General features: G+C 75.0%; 12 protein-coding genes. 6 read left to right on the top strand and 6 right to left on the bottom strand.

Annotated elements, in window-relative coordinates; genetic code table 11:
- The first annotated feature begins 138 nt into the window (after positions 1–138).
- The 5 genes from ABZT74_RS06665 to ABZT74_RS06685 all read left to right on the top strand — a co-directional run bounded on the left by ABZT74_RS06665 (position 139) and on the right by ABZT74_RS06685 (position 6,693).
- Positions 139–408: a hypothetical protein gene (locus ABZT74_RS06665; protein WP_081220123.1), complete on the top strand. Its 270-nt coding sequence runs from the start codon at positions 139–141 to the stop codon at positions 406–408.
- A gap of 104 nt (positions 409–512) precedes the next feature.
- Complete coding sequence (locus tag ABZT74_RS06670) at positions 513–1,709, top strand: radical SAM protein (RefSeq protein WP_355869579.1); 1,197 nt, start codon at positions 513–515, stop codon at positions 1,707–1,709.
- Entirely contained in the window at positions 1,706–3,301 is a 1,596-nt protein-coding gene (locus tag ABZT74_RS06675) for an MFS transporter (RefSeq protein ID WP_356433628.1), read from the top strand. Before ABZT74_RS06670 ends, ABZT74_RS06675 begins: the two co-directional genes overlap by 4 nt.
- A gap of 106 nt (positions 3,302–3,407) precedes the next feature.
- Positions 3,408–5,573 (top strand): prolyl oligopeptidase family serine peptidase, encoded by a 2,166-nt coding sequence (locus ABZT74_RS06680; protein WP_356433629.1) that lies wholly within the window; start codon positions 3,408–3,410, stop codon positions 5,571–5,573.
- A gap of 1 nt (position 5,574) precedes the next feature.
- A complete protein-coding gene (locus ABZT74_RS06685) occupies positions 5,575–6,693 on the top strand; it encodes a glycosyltransferase (protein ID WP_356433630.1) in 1,119 nt (372 codons plus the stop codon).
- Positions 6,694–7,372: 679 nt separating this feature from the next.
- Here ABZT74_RS06685 and ABZT74_RS06690 read toward each other — a convergent pair.
- The 6 genes from ABZT74_RS06690 to ABZT74_RS06715 all read right to left on the bottom strand — a co-directional run bounded on the left by ABZT74_RS06690 (position 7,373) and on the right by ABZT74_RS06715 (position 14,006).
- The gene (locus ABZT74_RS06690) at positions 7,373–7,984 is read right to left on the bottom strand and encodes a GAF domain-containing protein (protein WP_356433631.1); all 612 of its coding nucleotides are present in this window, start codon (positions 7,982–7,984) and stop codon (positions 7,373–7,375) included.
- The gene (locus ABZT74_RS06695; protein WP_356175808.1) at positions 7,981–8,841 is read right to left on the bottom strand and encodes a S8 family serine peptidase; all 861 of its coding nucleotides are present in this window, start codon (positions 8,839–8,841) and stop codon (positions 7,981–7,983) included. Before ABZT74_RS06695 ends, ABZT74_RS06690 begins: the two co-directional genes overlap by 4 nt.
- Positions 8,838–11,912, bottom strand: a complete 3,075-nt coding sequence (locus ABZT74_RS06700; protein ID WP_356433632.1) for an adenylate/guanylate cyclase domain-containing protein — start codon at positions 11,910–11,912, stop codon at positions 8,838–8,840. Before ABZT74_RS06700 ends, ABZT74_RS06695 begins: the two co-directional genes overlap by 4 nt.
- Before the next feature lie 89 nt (positions 11,913–12,001).
- Positions 12,002–12,211 carry an aroma-sacti cluster domain-containing protein gene (locus tag ABZT74_RS06705; protein ID WP_356175814.1) on the bottom strand — a complete coding sequence of 70 codons (210 nt, stop codon included), beginning with the start codon at positions 12,209–12,211 and terminating at the stop codon, positions 12,002–12,004.
- Positions 12,208–12,897, bottom strand: coding sequence for an iron-containing redox enzyme family protein (locus ABZT74_RS06710; protein ID WP_356433633.1), 690 nt, complete (start codon positions 12,895–12,897; stop codon positions 12,208–12,210). The genes ABZT74_RS06705 and ABZT74_RS06710 overlap by 4 nt, the downstream gene beginning before the upstream one ends.
- Positions 12,894–14,006: a radical SAM protein gene (locus ABZT74_RS06715; protein WP_356433654.1), complete on the bottom strand. Its 1,113-nt coding sequence runs from the start codon at positions 14,004–14,006 to the stop codon at positions 12,894–12,896. The genes ABZT74_RS06710 and ABZT74_RS06715 overlap by 4 nt, the downstream gene beginning before the upstream one ends.
- A gap of 405 nt (positions 14,007–14,411) precedes the next feature.
- On the opposite strand from ABZT74_RS06715, the gene ABZT74_RS06720 reads away from it, so the two are divergent.
- Positions 14,412–16,304, top strand: coding sequence for a BTAD domain-containing putative transcriptional regulator (locus ABZT74_RS06720; protein WP_356175820.1), 1,893 nt, complete (start codon positions 14,412–14,414; stop codon positions 16,302–16,304).
- Positions 16,305–16,357 lie beyond the last annotated feature (53 nt).

A 16,357-nucleotide genomic window follows, 5' to 3' on the forward strand; every position in this document is an offset into this window, starting at 1 on the left:
TCCGGCGCGCCCACCAGGGGAGTTCACCGTCGTACAACCGGCGGCGAACCGGTGCCGAACCCCCTGCTCCTAGCTTCCTGCCGGTCGGCGCAGTGCTGCCGTCCGTCGTCCCGAACGCCCGTCGTATGGAGGACCATCATGGCCGAGAACGTCGAGCCCAACGAGGAGACCACCGAGACCCCCGCGGAGGAGACTCCCGAGGTCGTCGCGCACGCCGCTTCGAACGTCGCCTGGTGCGGTGTCCACCAGGAGTCCGTCGACGAGCCCGAGGTGGTCGCCCACGCCGCCTCGAACGTCGCCTGGTGCGGTGTGCACCAGGAGCACCTCGACGAGCCCGAGGTCGTCGCGCACTCCGAGGAGGGCGAGGACACCCCGTGGTGCGGTGTCCACCAGGAGCACAACGCCTGATCGGCTCACCACCGGCGCGGTCCTTCCGGTCGCGGCGGCGCCTGACGCCGTCGCGACCGGGCCGCGCCCGCCTCCCAACTCCCGCCCTCGCTCCGGAGGTTGCCGTGCCCGGTACGCAGTCCGTCGCCGTCCCCGCCGCCGGGGCCCGTCTGATCCGTGCCCGCAGGGGGTGGTGGTTCCTGGGCGCCGGTGGATACGCCCTGATGCGGCCCGGCCAGGTGGAGCCCGACGGCACCCTGCGGCCCTCGGCCGAGCACTATCTCCGCGAGGCCGGCCTGTACGAGGTGAAGCCCTACAACTCGTACTCGCTGACCGTGCTGACCAGCACGGACTGCAACCTCGGCTGTGGCTACTGCTTCCAGAACACCGCGCAGGACCCCAAGGGCGGCAGCAGGCCGCCGCGGATCCGGCACGCCCGCCTGACCCCCGAAGCCGTGGGCCAGGTACTGGACTTCACCCGCGAGCGGATGGCCGCCGCGGACATGGACCGGCTGTCGCTGCTGCTGTTCGGCGGCGAGCCGCTGCTCAACCCGCGAGGCTGCCGCGACCTGCTCACCCGCGCGGGCGAACTGGGCACCCTCACCGCGTCGATGACGTCCAACGGCACGCTGCTGACCCCCCTGATCGCCAAGGAACTCAACGCGGCGGGCCTCGGCTCCGTGCAGGTGACCTTCGACGGCGACCGGGCCGACCACGACGCCATCCGGGTACGGCGCTCCGGGGGCGGCACCTTCGACGTCATCGTCTCCAACATCGCCCGCGCCATCGAGAAGACCTCCCTGCGCTGGATGCTGCGGGTCAACGTCTCGCACCTGAACCGGAACGGCGTGGACGAACTGGTCGAACGGCTCGGCACCCGGCTCGATCCGGCCCGCTGCGGAATCCACTTCGCCCGCGTCGGCGACGTCGGCGTCGGCTACGCCAACAACCTGCTGCACGAGAACGGCCTCGTCGACGACTTCGTCCGCTGGCACGCCCGCGCGCTGGAACTCGGCTTCACGGTGTCCCGTCCGCGCGCCCATGTCCCCTGCCAGGCCTGCTCCTTCACCGACGGCCGCTACGGCGCGGTCGTCAACGCCGACGGCGTCCTCGCCAGTTGCTGGGAGACCGCAGGCAAGCCCGGCATGGAGGTCGGCACGATCGCCGACGGCTATCTCGACGCCGAGCAGACGGAAGGCCGCTGGGTCAGCTGCCACGACCACTACCAGTACGACGAGGAGGCGGCCGTCCGCGCCGTCTTCCAGGACCGGGTCGACGCCGGCGTCCTGGACTGCCTCGACGCCGTCGGACGGCTGGGATGAAAGGCGCCGGCATCCTGCGCACCAACCCCGACTTCCGCCGCTTCTGGCTCAGTTCGACACTGTCCACCCTCGGATCCCAGCTGTCGTTGCTCGCCTTCCCGCTGCTCGTCCTGTCCATCGGCGGCAGTGCAGCGCAGGCCGGTACGGTCGCCACCTGCTCGTTGGTGACCCGGACGCTGCTGCGCCTTCCGGCGGGCCATCTCGCCGACCGGCTCGACCGGCGGATGATCATGGTCGGCACGGACCTGGTGCGGCTCGTGGCGCTGGCGAGCATTCCGCTCGTGTCGGCACTGGGCGACCTCGGGCAGGCGCATCTGCTCGGCGTCGCCGTGGTCGAGGGAGCGGCGACCGCCCTCTTCGCCCCGGCGGCCACGATCGCCGTGCGCGACGTGGTGCCGGAGAAGGACCTCACCGACGCGCTGAGTCGCAGCCAGGCCGCCATGGCGTCGAGTTCGCTCATCGGCCCGTTCCTCGGCGGCTGGCTGTTCACGCTGGACCCGATCCTGCCGTTCGCCGCCGACGCGCTGTCCTACGGGGTGTCCGCCGTCCTGCTGCTGCGGATCGCCTCCCGGCCGGCCCGCCAGGTCGCGGGGACCGAGCGCGACAACCGGCTCACGGCCGGGCTGCGGTGGCTCACGCACCAGCGGGCGCTGCTGGCCGCGCTGTTGTTCGCCGCGGGTATCAACGTCGTCTCGGCGGCGGCCCAGACGACCATGGTCGTCTCCCTGCGGCAGAGCGGTGCGGGCGGCACGGCGATCGGAGCGGTGATGGGCTGCGCGGGCGTCGGTGCGATGCTGGGCGCCGCCTCGGCACCGTGGCTGATCAAGCGGATCCCCGCGGCCCGGCTGTTCCTCCTCATCGGCGCGGTGTGGGCGGTCGGCCTCGCCGTCTTCTCCGCGACCACGCAGCCCTGGACGATCGGCCCGGTGCTGGTCGTGGTCGTCTTCTTCAGCCCGCCGGCGGGCATCGTCGTCGGCCGCGCGATGCTGGTGCTCGCACCCCGGGACCTGCTCGGCCGGGTCAGCACCGCGACCGGACTCCTCATGGCCGGACTGGCCTCCCTCGGGCCGCTCCTGGCGGGCTCCTTCGTGGATTCCCTGGGGTCGAGCCACACCTGGCTGGCCCTGGCCGGAACCGCGGCGGTGGTCACCGTGCTGTCGTCGGTGCCGCTGTTGCGCGAGACCAGCCTGGACGCCGTGGCGGCCGACACGAAGAGCGCCGGACCGGCCGGCCCGGCGCCCGTCCTCCAGGACTCTCCGGCCCCCGCCGACGGCGCGACTCCGGCAGAACCCTCGGCCCAGGCCGCCCCCGCCGCCCCTGCCGCCCCTGCTGCCTCCGCGGCGCCGGCCGGTCCCACGACTGCCGCTGTCGTCCGGGACTCCGCGGGTCCCCTCGGTGCGAGCCGTGCCGACCGGGCAGAAGTCATGGCGCACGGGGACCCGGACGGGACGGACGATCCGGGAGCAACGCCCTTATCCGGAAACGGACTTGGCTCCGGACCCGGGCTCGCATCTGGACCCGGACCCGGACCCGCACCCACGGACCCGGCCACCCCGCCTCCCGCCCGGCGTCCCGGCGCCGGCGCCGCCTGAGCCCCGTCGCTCGTCCGCCGCTGCCCCACACGGGCCGGCCGACCCCGGCCGTCGCACCTCCGCCCGTACACCGCGGGCGCCGGAGGTGCCTCCTCCGCCTCCCCCCGTGACCGACGTGATCCGTTCTCCCTGGAGCGCCGCGATGACCCAGTCCCCGCCCCGTGACGCGGGGCCGGTGTCCGGCCGTTACCCCTACCCACCCGCCCCGCGCAGCGGACCCGAGGAGCTCGTCCACGGAGTGCGCGTGGCCGACCCCTACCGCTGGCTGGAGGACCCGAGGGACCCCGCCACCGCCGCCTGGTGCGCCGCTCAGGACCTGCTCTACGCCGACGAGGAGGCCCGCTGGCCGGCCCGGGACGTCCTGCTCGCGCGGATGACCGCGCTGCTCGCCGGCGGAGGCGCCCGGCCACCGGTGGCGCGCGGCGGACGGGAGTTCCACCTGCGCAGGGAACCGGGGCGCGAACTCGCCGCGCTGGCCGTCCGCGAGACCGGCCGGACCCGGATCCTGCTCGACCCGCTGGACGCCGACCCGTCCGGTACGACGGTGCTCGACGCCTGGGAACCCTCGTGGGAGGGCGACCTCGTGGCCGTCCAGACGTCCTCGGGCGGTACGGAACACTCGGTGCTGCGGGTGCTCGACACGGCGACGGGCGAGACGGTCGACGGCCCCGTGGACCGGGTCCGCCGTTCCCCCGTGGCCTGGCTGCCGGGCGGCCACGCCTTCTACTACGTCCGCCGGTCGGCCCCGGAGCACGCCGCGTCCGGGACGGGACTGCGACGCCGCGTGTACCTGCACCGCGTCGGCACATCGGCGGACCAGGACACGGAGATCTTCGGCGCGGGGCGCTCGGACACCCAGTACTACACCGTCGCCACCGCCCCCGACGGCCGTCTCCTGGTCGTCGGCGCGGGCGAGGGGACCTCACCGCGCACCGACCTGTGGACCGCCGACCTGACCGCGACCGCCCCCGACCGGCCCGGACTGCGCCGCCTCCGGCACGGTGACGAGGGCCGCACCACCGTCCGCCTCAGGCCGGGCCGGGGACCGCTGCTGCTGCGGACGACAGCCGGCGCCCCGTGCGGCCGGATCGCCACGGCCGCGCCCGACGCCACGGGCCCCGGCCGGTGGCGCACCCTGATCGCCGAACAACCCGGCACCGTACTGCAGGACTTCGCGGTCCTGGACGGTCCCGCACTGGGCCGGCCCCTGCTCGCGGTCGTCCGCACCCGGCACGCCGTGGGCGAGTTGACCCTGCACGACGCCCGGAACGGCGCCCGCACCGGAACCGTACCCTTGCCGGGACAGGGAACCGTGACGCATCTGACGGCACGTCAAGAACGCGGTCACGAGCTGTGGTTCGCGTACACCGACCACGTCACACCCGCCGTCGTCCTGCACTACGACGCCGTCACCGGACGCCTGCGCCCCTGGCCCGGCGGCTCGCCGGCGACGGCGCCCGCCGAAGGCGTGCGGGTCACCCAGGAGGTCCTGCGCTCCCGCGACGGCACCGAGGTGCGCCTGTTCGTGATGTCTCCCACGGGACGCCCCGACACGCCCCGCCCCACCGTCGTCACCGGCTACGGCGGCTTCGGCGCCTCGATGACCCCCGGCTTCACCCCGCAGGCCGTGCCCTGGGTCCGCGCGGGCGGGGTGTACGCCGTGGCCTGCGTGCGCGGCGGGGGAGAGGAGGGCGAGGAGTGGCACCGGGCCGGACGCCGCGAGCACAAGCACAACACCTTCGACGACTTCGACGCCGCCGCGGACCACCTGCTCCGTGCCGGATGGGCCGCACCCGGCCGGCTCGGCGTCCTCGGCAGCTCCAACGGCGGGCTGCTGGCCGCCGCCGCGCTGACCCGACGGCCGGAGACCTACGCGGCCGTCGTCTGCGCCGCCCCCCTCCTCGACATGGTGCGCTACGAACTGTCGGGCATGGGCGCGAGCTGGCGCGACGAGTACGGCAGCGCCGCGGACCCCGCACAGTTCGCGCGACTGCTCTCGTACTCGCCCTACCACCGGGTGCGCGAGGGCGCGCGCTACCCGGCCGTACTGCTCGCCGTCTTCGACGGAGACACCCGCGTCGACCCCGCGCACGCACGCAAGATGTGCGCGGCCCTGCAGTGGGCCGGCACCGGCGACGGGCCCGTCGTGCTGCGCACCGAGCGCGGTGTCGGACACGGCACGCGCGGCGCCTCGCGCAGCGCGCGCCTCTACGCGGACGTCATGGCCTTCCTCGCCCACCACCTGGGCCTCCTTCTGCCCGAGGACGGCTGACATGAAGGTGCTCCTGTGCCCGCTGAGCGACCCGGGCTACCTCTACCCCGCCCTCGCGGTCGGAGCCGAACTGCGCCGCCGAGCCCACTCGGTGCACGTCCTCGCCGGGCCGCGGGCCGCACCGGCGGCCACCGCCGCGGGCCTGGAGCCGGTCGCCGTCGCGGACGCCACGGCCCTGTCGGTGTCCCACTGGACGGTCCGCGGGCCCGAGCAGTACACCGAGGTGGCGCGGGCGGTCCGGCAGACGCGGCCCGACGTCCTGGTCACCTCCGTGCTCTGCCACGGAGCGCTGGTGGCCGCCGAGGCCGCCGGCCTGCCGGTGGTCGTCCTCGGGCTGACGGCACACCTGTGGCCCTACCGCTCCGGCGTCGGCGCGGCGGACGCGCACGACCGCGCATGGCGGCTGACGGAGACCCTGAAGCACTACGGGGCGGTACGAGAGGCGGCCGGCCTCGCCCCACGGCACGACCGGTTCCCCGACACCCCGTTGCTCGGCACCGCCTTCCTGCTGCGCGGGCACCCCGTCCTGGAGCCACCCGGCGCCGAACTGCCCCCGGCCGTGGAGCACGTCGGCCCCTGCTGGTGGGAGCCGGAACCCCCGGCGGCCGAGCCGCTGCCGGATTCCAAGCCCCTGGCGTACGTCCATCTCGGCCGGACCTTCGGAGGCGCCTCCCTCTGGCCGCGCCTCAACGCCGCCTTCACCTCGGGCACTTACCGGGCCGTCGTGGAACTGGGACGGTCGGGCGACCCGGAGGCCGCCGCGGACGCCGACCTGATCATCGGCCGCCGCCCCTGGATGGGGCCGCTCGTCGACCGGGCCGACCTCGTGCTGACCAACGCGACCTCCGCGCCCGTGCTCGCCGCGCTCCAGCGCGGCAAACCCCTGCTCGTCGCCCCCAACGGCTCGGAGCAGCAGGTCCTCGCCGCCGGGTGCCTGCGTGCCGGCGTCGCCCGCAGGCTGCCGGAGCCCGGCGCCTCCGGCGCGGACCTGCGCGCCGCGGTCGAGGAGACCGCTCGCGATCCCGAACTCCGGGCGCGCGCCGAGGAGATCGCCGGTCTGCTCGCCGAAGGCAAGAGTGAGGGGCGCGCCGCCGACGCCGTGGAATCGGCGTCACACTGACCCGGACGACGCCGTCCGCGCCGGACCGCCTGAGTCCCCGCCGGCCGCGGCCCGTCGCCCTCCGGTTCCGGGGGACGAGTCGCTGCCGGGCATGACGAGCGGTGCGCCCCGGGGGCAGCGTGCAGGATGCGAGGCCGCCGTCCATCCGGGTGGGTCGTTCGGACGTCCGGTTACTGTCCTCGGCACGTAGACACGGGAGTTGGTCCTGCTGCCTGAAGACCGCTGCCCGGCTCGGGTACGACGGCGTCAGGCGCCCGGTGCCCGTCGGCTCGGTTTGCCTCGCGGACAAGGGAGTTAATCCAGCCCGGCAGTCACCATTCGGTCCCGCGCGCCCAACTCCGTTGTCGGCCAACCGATACCGCGTGGGCCCGCCCCCCGCCCCGGGGAGCCGGTCCCCGCCGGGAGGGCGGCCAGGCACCCCGGGCGGAGGCCAGGCACCACGGGCGGAGGCCAGGCACCACGGGCGGAGGCCAGGCACCCCGGGCGGAGGCCAGGCACCCCGGGCGGAGGCCGGAGGGCGCTCCGCGCCGAGCCCCCGGCGCCGAGCCCCTCGTGCCCCCCGCGCCGAGCCCCCCTCGTGCCCCCCGCGCCGAGCCCCCCGTGCCCCCGGCGCCGAGCCCCCCGTGCCACCCCCGTGCCCCCCGGGCGGGGCTGCCGGCAGGCGTGGCAGCCGCGGACCTCAGCCCTCGTGCGCCGCCTGGGGCGGTACGCCGTCGAGGAGTACGTCCCGTAGCGCGGCGAGGAGTTCCAGGCCTCGCGCGCGGACCGCCGACGGTGTCTCCTCGCGGCGGTGGTCGGCGATGACCGCGAGTGCCGCCGCGGCCTGGCGTGCGAAGAGGGCGAGGAGGTCGAGCTCGGAGAGGCTGGAGCGGGACTGCACGGCGGGGTCGAGCACCTCCAGCACGCCGAGCACCCGGTCGTGATGGGCGAGCGGCGCGGCCATCAGCGCGTCCGGCACGTAACCCGTCGACTTGGCGACGTCCCGGGCGAACATGCCCTGTTCCCGCAGATCGTCCGCGATCATGGGCTCGCCCGAGACGAGGACCCAGCCGGCGAGTCCCCGGTCGGCGGGGAACCGCGAGCCCACGAGGGACTTCTCGCCCTTACCGGCCACGGCCTGGAAGACCAGCTCGTCGGCGTCCCGGTCGTGCAGCAGGACGGAACTGGCGGCGGCGCCGAAGATGGCCCGCGCGGTGTCGACGACGGACTGCAGCAGATCGTGCTCCGCGCTGCCGGGGCGCGTGGCGGGGTCCACGCCGGTGGCGGGGACGAGGCCGGGGGGCTGGCTCATGATTCACCTCGGGTTCCTGGTTCGCCGATGCGCACGTTCGCGGCGGAGAGGTAGAGCGCGTGCTTGATCTGGAACGGTGTCAGCTTCGGGCGGGTGCCGAGCAGGCGGGCGCACATCCCGCTGATGAAGGGGGTGGCGAAACTGTTGCCCGTGGTGCGGATGGTCCTGCCGCCCGTCCAGGCCACCTGTACGTTCTGGCCGGGAGCGAAGAACTCCACGGGCGGTGCGGGGTTGTAGAGGAAGAGCCCGGAGTCGTCCTCGCGGTGCGTGCCGACCGAGATGACCGACGAGAACCGCCAGGGGAAGCTCTCCACCGGCGTGTTGTGGGCCGACGCCACCAGGGTGGTGCCGGTGAAGAACGCCTGGTCGGCCAGGGACCGCAGGGTCTCCAGGAACTTCGGACGGGTCGTGGACAGACTGAGGTTCACCACGTCGAACCCCTGGTCGACGGCCCACCGCAGCCCGGTGAGCAGGGCGTCGCCGCTGCCGGTGAACCCCTCGCCGAGCACCCGCACGCTGTACAGCTCGCAGTCCGGTGCGACGCGCCGGACGATGCCGGCGCAGGCCGTTCCGTGGCCGCAGCCGTCCCCGGCGCCGGCGGGCAGCGGTCCGCTGTCGACGACGTGCAGGGTGCCGTCGGGGGCGGGTGCCACTTCGTAGGACCCCTGGACGGTGCCGACAACGGGATGGCCGCACTCCACCCCGGTGTCGACCACGCAGACGCGCACCCCGCCGCCGTCGGACCACGCCGAGGGGTCGGCGGGCAGGTCCGGCACCGTGTCGGCGAGCATGGTGAGGTCCTCGGGAGAGCGGTCACGCAGGCTCCAGGTGAGCCCTCCGGCCGTTCCTGTGGTCATCGGGTCCTGCCTTCCCGTCCGGCCGGGCGGTCCGCGCCCCGGGTCGTGGCCGTCATCTCGTCGGCGAACGCGGACGCGCGGTCCGTGCCCGGCCGGTGCCCCTTGGCGGCGAAGTGCCCCAGAGCCGTGTGTGCCGCACGCGCCGCGTCCGCGGACAGCCCGAGGGCGCGCAGTGTGTGGGCGAGGTCGAGGGCCGCGGTGCCCCGGACGACCGGGGAGTCCGTGGCGCCTGCCGCGGTGACGGCCCGGTCCGCGCAGGCGCGCGCGAGATCCGGCTCCCCTGCGAGTGCCAGGGCACGGCCCCGCAGCCCGTACGCGTCGGCGGACTCGGCCGGCGGCAGGCCGGCCCGTTCCGGGTCCGGCAGAGCCAGCGCCTCGGCGGGCTCCCCACGGTCCAGCAGGATGCGCGCCCGCTCCCGGGCGATGCCGGGCAGGGCACCCGCGGCGCCGAGTTCACGGCCGGCGCGCGCCGCCTCCTCCAGCAGGGCGAGACGCCCGGCGGGCGTACCGGTCAGGGCCTCGACCTCCGCGGCGAACAAGGGGATGAACAGCGCGCTCTCGGCGTAGCCGAGACCGCGGGCGAGGCGTGCCGCCTCGGCCAGCCGCTCGTGCGCCTCCTCGTGCCGTCCCTGCAGAGCCAGGAGCACGGCCAACGGGCAGCCCAGCGTGGCCCGGACGGTCGGCCGGCCCGCGCCGTGGGCCGTCAGCAGTTCCTCGCAGCGTGCGACGGCCCGCGCGACCGGGGTGGGGCCGCGCCACAGCGAGATGCCCACCGCGCCGAGCGCCAGCGCCCGTTCGGGTTCGGCGTCCGCGCGGTCGGCGTGGTCCAGGGCCCGCTGGAGCGACTCCTCCGCCTCGGCGTGCAGTCCGCGCCGTTGACGGTCCTGGGCGATACGGACACAGGCACGGGCGATGCCCTGGTCGTCGCCCGCCCCGGTGAACAGCGGGAGCGCGACCTCGGCCACCTCGGCGGCGGACCCGTGGCGGGGGTCGAGCGCGGTCAGCGCGAGCCGGGCGTGGGCGGCGCCCAGCGGATCACCGGTCCGGTCCGCCGCCGCGAGCGCGTCGGCCAGCAGTTCGCGGCCCCGCTCCGGTTCGCCGCGGGCGACCTTCGTCTCGCCGAGCCGCCGGGCGGCCTCGCCGGCGAAGGGGTCACCGGAAGCGGCCAGCTCCAGGGCCTGGGTGAGGAGGTCGTCGGCCCACGGCAGGTCGGAGCGCGACAGGGCGGCCGCTCCGGCCCGTGTGAGCAGTCCGGCGGCACGCGCCCGCAGCGCGTCGGTGTCACCGTCGTGGACACCCAGTTCGGTGAGCAGACGGTGGGCGCGGGCCAGGTGGGAGCCGACGGCGGCATCGCCCGCGTCGTGGCCGACGAGGACCCGGGCGGCGTCCTCGTGACGCCGGGCACGTACCTTCTTCGCCATCCCGCGGTAGGCGGTCTCCTGCACCAGGGCGCTGCCGAACCGGAGCACCGAACTCGTGGACAGGGTGCGGCCGGCGGCCTCGATGAGCCGCCGTCGTACGAGACCGCGCAGCAGACCGCCGGGGGAGTCCGCCGGCCCCGCGGGCTCCTCGGAACCGGCCAGCTCGGTCAGGTCGGCGCGCTGGAACTCCCGACCCAGGACGGCGGCCACCTGCAACAGCGTCCGCTCCTCGGGCGGCAGCGCGTCGATGCGGGCGCCGAGCAGGGCGTGCACGGTCAGCGGCAGGTCGTCGCACTCGGCCGCCATGGCCGTCAGATGCTCCAGGTACAGCGGATTGCCCTCGGCCCGGTCGAGCGCGCCCTCCAGCACGCCCTGCCGGTGGGCGGCCACCTCGACCAGTTCGTCGGCGAGAGCGGCGGCCTCCTCCCGGCTGAGCGGGGTGAGCAGCAGCGACGCGGACCGCATCCGGCCGCTGCCCCAGCCGGGGCGGGTCTCCAGCAGCTCCGGGCGCGCGACGCACACCAGGGCCACGGGGGAGCGGTCGAGCTCGTCCAGCAGCCGGTCCGCCATGTCGAGCAGCGGCGCGGACGCCCAGTGGCAGTCGTCGAGCACCACGACCACCGGCCGCTCACGGGACAGCGCGTCCAGGAGGCAGGCCAGTGCCATGAGGGTGTCGTCCGCCGACGGGCTGGGTGTCCCGTCCGCGAGCAGTCCGGCCCGCAGCAGGCGCAGTGCCTGCTCCGCCTCCGTCCGCTCGTGGGCCGGCAGCGCCGTGAGGGCCGCGTCCTCGCCGACGGCCGCGAGGACCTGGCGTACCGCTTCGGCGAGCGGCGACAGCGAGCCGGTCTCGCCGTAGGGCCGGCACCGCCCCTCGCCGTACGCCGGGCAGTCCCGCAGCCACTCGCGCAGCAGACGCGTCTTGCCGAGGCCCGCCTCGCCGTACACGGTCACCAGGTGCGAGCGCGGGTCCGTCTCCAACTTGCGCAACAGCAGACGGAGTTCGGCCAGTTCCTGTGCGCGGCCGATGAACGGGGTGTCGAAGCGGCGTACCCGCTCCGGGTCGTCCTCGTGCAGGGCGATCAGACGGTGGGCCGGTACGGGGACACCGACTCCCTTGAGGGACAGGGCGCCGGCCGACTCGGTGACCGCGGAGGGGCCGGCGGCGTGCAGCGTGGCCGGTCCGATCAGGATGTCCCCCGCCCCGGCGTGCTGTTCGAGCCGGGCGCCGATGTTGACGACCTCGCCGGAGACCAGGGCCTGCCGGGCGGCGGGGTCGACGCTGACCACCACCTCGCCGGTGTTCACACCGATGCGGACGGCGAGCCGCACACCGTGCTGCCGCTCCAGCTCGGTGTTGAGTCCGTCGAGGCCGGTGACCATGCCGCGGGCGGCGGCGAGCGCCCGGTGGGCGTCGTCCTCGTGGCGCACCGGAACCCCGAACACCGCCATCACGGCGTCGCCGATGAACTTCTCGACCGTGCCGCCGTGTTCCTCGATCCGCGCCCGCATCAGGGCGAAGTACCGGAGGGTCACCGTGCGCAGCGTCTCCGGGTCGAGCCGCCCGGACAGGGCCGTCGACCCGACGAGGTCGCAGAAGAGCACGGTCACCACCCGGCGCTCCTCGGCCGATGCGGTGTCGCCCGCGGCCACGCACGCGGTTCCGCAGCGGGGACAGAACGCGGCGCCCTCCGGCGGGGGTTCGGGGCACCGGGGGCACTTCATACGCGCGCCGTCGGTCATCAGAACAGCGCTCCGCCGGCGATCTCGCTGTGCGCCTGCACCTCCGGCTCGGCCGCGTCCAGCCGCTCCTTCAGGCCCAGCAGCAGGGTCAGTTCCTCGGCGCTGAGATCCTGGAGCACCTCTCGTTGCTCGGGGGAGAGGCTGTGCAGCGGGAACCCGGCGTCCTCCAGCGAGCGGAGGCGGTCGCGATCGGGTGCGGGGTCATTCATGGGCGCTCTCCCATTCCGGTTGGTGCCGCGGCGATGCGGTCGAACAGCTCGGCGAGGGAGGCGACCGTGTGCAGGGCGCTCACGGCGACCAGGGAACGCTGTGCGGAGTCCAGCGGCAGCTCGTCGATCAGCCGGTCCAGGTCCGCGCTGTGTCCGTCGTCGAGGTCCGCGTGGAGGCGTACGGTCGCGAAGGCCGCCTGCGGAAGCCCGGTCTCCCGTGCCAGCCGGCCGGCCAGACCGGGTGCGGGCGCGTTGCCCTCCAGCACCGCGATGTAGCCGAGGAGGGCCACCGGATGGCTGTGCTCGACCCAGTAGTACTGCGCCCCCACCAGGGCGGCCACAGGGGCGGGCGGGACGGAGTCGGTCAGTTCGCCCGGCGCGGCCCCGGTCACCGCCGCGTCGGCGAGCAGCCATTCGTCGTGGCCCCGTTCCTCCTCGGCGTGCGCCCGCAGGTACCGGGCGAGCGGCCGGGCCACGGGGTCCCGCGGCAGCGCCTCGCACCGTGCGGCGGCCCGCTCCATCAGCGGGACGGAGGCCCGGATCACCTGGTGCATGGCGCACAGATAGCGCCGGTAGCGGTCGGCGAGCCCCGGGCCGGAACGCCACATGCGGGCGGCCGAGGTCCACAGGGCGGGCTGTACCAGGGACAGTTCGAGTCGCAGACCCGCGACGGCGGACGGGCTCACGCGGGAACCTCCTGGTCGTCGGCACCGCTGATACCGCCCGCATCACCGGCAGGGTCCGCGTCACCGGCACCGCCGAGCAGCACGAGCGGCGCGTACCGGTCGCTTCCGTACCGTCGCAGCAGCACGGCGGCCCCCGCGTCGCGCTGCAGCCGGGCACCGAGCACGTCCAGCACGCCCGCCGCCGGGCGCGAACCGGACCGCTCGGCCGCCTCCAGCGCCGCGGGCCGCCGGGCCAGACCCCGGCAGTCCGTGCACGACCCGACCCCGGCGGTACGGACGGTGCGCAGCACGGGTGACTCCTGGCAGCGGCGCCGTACGGTGGCCCAGTCGTCCTCCGCGATGTGCCCGAGCCGCAGATGTCCGGGAACCGGGCGGGCGTCCACCACCAGCTGGTTGCAACAGGCCACGACGGTGCCGTCGAAGGCGACCACCGGCCAGGCCGCCATCGCGCACGGCGCCGGCGGCACGTCGCGGACACTCTCCTCAGCGGCCTCGCGGAGCGGGACCGTGCGCGCCGCGGCCCAGCCCGCCGCCCGTCCCACCGGCCGGACGTGATTGACCAGAACCGCCGCCTGGTCCCGGAATTCGCCGCGAATGGCGCCGGTGACGTCCGCGAGATACGCGTCGTCCGCCGCGGTGCCCGCCACATGGAAACTCACATCGATTCCGCTGTCCCTGATGAGGTGCATCGCGCGGAAGACCGCCGCGCGCGGCACTTCACGTTCGTGGAACACGTCGATGCTCGCCGAGAAATGCGAGACGTCCCGCAGCGCGCGCATGATGCGGTCGGGCACCCGGCCGTCGCCCGCGAAGAACATGCCGCTGAGGACCGACGTCCGTGTCCCCGCGACCGCGGCGAGCGCCGCGAGGTCCGCCACCAGCCCGGGCCGCAACAACGGCTCGCCGCCCGTGAGCATGAGGACCTCCGGACGGGCCGCGGAGGTGAAGCCGGCGACGAAGCGGCGCAGCGCCCCGCCCGGCGTGTCCTCGCCGCGCGGCCCCGACGAGGTGGAGCAGTGGGCGCAGCTCAGCGGGCAGCGCCTGGTGAGGGTGGCGAGCAGCCCGGCCGCGGGTACCGGACGTAGCTCGATGATCTCCGCCAGCCGCATCTCGTCACCTCCGTCGGTCACCGGAACGTGCGGCCCCACCGTGCGGGCCGCCGGTTCGGTCGCGGTTGGCGGCCGGTTCGGGGCCGGTACGCGGCGCAGCGCCGGAAGCCGCGCTCCGGAGGGCGTCACGACCCGACGATTCGCTGTGCTTTGTCCGCCTGTTCACCCTTCGTCCCGGCGGGTCTGTTGCTGCATGCACCTTGAGCCATCCTCGAGTCCATGGCCCCGGTACCGGCTTGTGCGCATGCTGTGAAGGCCGAAGGAATTGCACCGAATTCCCGACGTGTTCACGGCTCCTCGCGGATTCCCTCACCCCCTGCCGCTCCTCGGAGGCTTTCGTGTACGGAATGTTTTCCCTCGCCCAGAACCCCGACGACACCGGTTGGGGAAGGGGCTGAGGGGGAGATGGTCGATTCGCTCACGGAAAGCCGCGGCGCGGATTCGTCTCCCGGAATTCCACGAGAGCCCGCCGGGGAAATCGGCGGGGACAAAGCCGCCGCTCCGCTGCGACTGACCCTCCTCGGCCCGCTGCGGGCCTCCCGCGATGGACTGCCCCTGGAACTCGGGCCGCTGAAACAGCGCCTCGTCCTCGCGGTCCTGCTCACCCGTCCCAACACGCCGGTGTCACTGGAGGAACTGACCGACGCCGTCTGGCCCGACGCCCCGCCGCGTACGGCCCGCAAGAACCTCCAGGTGTACGTGTCGACCCTGCGCCGGGTGCTCGACCCCGACGACCTCGGCCGGCTGCGCCACGGACCCGGCGGCTACGTCCTGCACCTCACCCCGCAGGAGTGCGACACCCTGCGCTTCGACGAACTGGCCCGGCACGGCGACGCCGAGATGCGCGCCGGCGCGTCGAGCAGCGCCGCCCGCACGTACCGCCAGGCCCTGGACCTGTGGCGGCACGACCCCTTCAGCGACCTGGCGACCCGCGCCGACGTACTGCGCGCCGCGGTCGAACGCCGGCACGCGCGACGGCTGGCCGTCTACGAGGCTTGGGCGGAGGCGCAGTTGGAGATCGGGGACCCGGGCCCCGTCGCGGACACCGTGGACGAGATGGTGAGCCGCCACCCCCTGCGGGAGCGGCTGCGCGCGGTCCAGCTCACCGCGCTGCACCAGGTCGGCCGCAGAACGGAGGCGCTGGCCGCCTACGACGACTGCCGGCAGCGCCTGTCCAGGGAACTGGGCCTGGAACCCGGCGCGGCCCTGCAGAGCGCCTACCGCGCCCTGCTGGACGACCTGGCCCCGCCCCGGCCGCGCGGCGCCCCCACCGGGTCACGCCTGCTCCCCCCGGACCTCGCCGACTTCACCGGCCGAACCCGGGAACTGGAGCTCGCCGGCGCCCAGTTGGGGACCGAGGGCGGACCCCCTGTCCTCGTGACCGGCGCGGCCGGTGCCGGCAAGACCGCCTTCGCCGTGCACGTCGCCCACCGCCTCGCCGCGCGCTACCCCGACGGCGTGGTCGCCACCCGGCTCTGCGCCGAGGACGGCTCCCCGCGCCCCTGGGCGTCGGTGCTGGCGGAGCTGGCCCGCTCCCTCGGCTGCACCGAACGGCTGCCCGCCGGCCGGGAGGAGGCCGCCACCGTCTGGCGGTCCTGGCTGTCCGGGCGCCGGATCCTGCTGCTCCTGGACGACGCACCCGACGCCGTGGCCCTCGGCCCGCTGCTGCCGCCGTCCGGCACCACGGCCGCGCTGGTCACCTCCCGCAGCCGACTGTCCTGTCTGGAGTCGGCACACCGGGTGGAACTCCCGCCGCTGTCACCCGAGGAGGCCCTGGACCTGCTCGGCGGCATCATCGGACCCTCCCGGCTGGCCGCCGAACACGCCGCCGCCGTCCGGGTCGCCGCCGCGACGGGCCGCCTACCCTTCGCCCTGCGAGCCGCGGGGAACCGCCTCTCCGTGCTGCGCCACATGCCGCTCGGCCAGTACGCGGACCGGCTCGAACATCCCCTGGAGGCGTTGGACGAACTCGCGTCCGGCGGCTTCGGGGTCCGCGCCCGCCTGGCCGGGACGTGGGCCCGGCTGCCCGCCCCCGCCCGCGAATCCCTGAACGCCCTGGCCGTACTGCCGGGTTCCTCCTTCACGCTCCCCGCCGCCGCCCGCGCCCTGGGCCGGGACGGACGGGACGCGCAGCGCGCCCTGGAGGAACTGATCGACGTCGGCGTCCTTCCGCCGCCGTCCCTGCCCGAGGTCACCGCGCACCTCGCCGCCGTCCCGGACGCGGTGCGGTACGAACTGCCCTGGCTGACCCTCCTGTTCGCGCGCGAACAGGCCGCCGTGCCGGGAGACCGGTGCTAGGCGGTCGCCACGCGGCCGTGGGAGGGGGACCAGGAGACCGGCCCCCGTGGCCG

The sequence above is a fragment of the Streptomyces sp. NPDC005302 genome, assembly GCF_040607345.1.
Classification (GTDB): Bacteria; Actinomycetota; Actinomycetes; order Streptomycetales; family Streptomycetaceae; genus Streptomyces.

Coding starts and splice junctions, on each gene's coding strand:
- ABZT74_RS06665 (WP_081220123.1), top strand. CDS start 139: ATGGCCGAGAACGTCGAGCCCAACGAGGAGACCACCGAGACCCCCGCG.
- ABZT74_RS06715 (WP_356433654.1), bottom strand. CDS start 14,006: ATGCGGCTGGCGGAGATCATCGAGCTACGTCCGGTACCCGCGGCCGGG.
- ABZT74_RS06675 (WP_356433628.1), top strand. CDS start 1,706: ATGAAAGGCGCCGGCATCCTGCGCACCAACCCCGACTTCCGCCGCTTC.
- ABZT74_RS06720 (WP_356175820.1), top strand. CDS start 14,412: ATGGTCGATTCGCTCACGGAAAGCCGCGGCGCGGATTCGTCTCCCGGA.
- ABZT74_RS06705 (WP_356175814.1), bottom strand. CDS start 12,211: ATGAATGACCCCGCACCCGATCGCGACCGCCTCCGCTCGCTGGAGGAC.
- ABZT74_RS06690 (WP_356433631.1), bottom strand. CDS start 7,984: ATGAGCCAGCCCCCCGGCCTCGTCCCCGCCACCGGCGTGGACCCCGCC.
- ABZT74_RS06695 (WP_356175808.1), bottom strand. CDS start 8,841: ATGACCACAGGAACGGCCGGAGGGCTCACCTGGAGCCTGCGTGACCGC.
- ABZT74_RS06685 (WP_356433630.1), top strand. CDS start 5,575: ATGAAGGTGCTCCTGTGCCCGCTGAGCGACCCGGGCTACCTCTACCCC.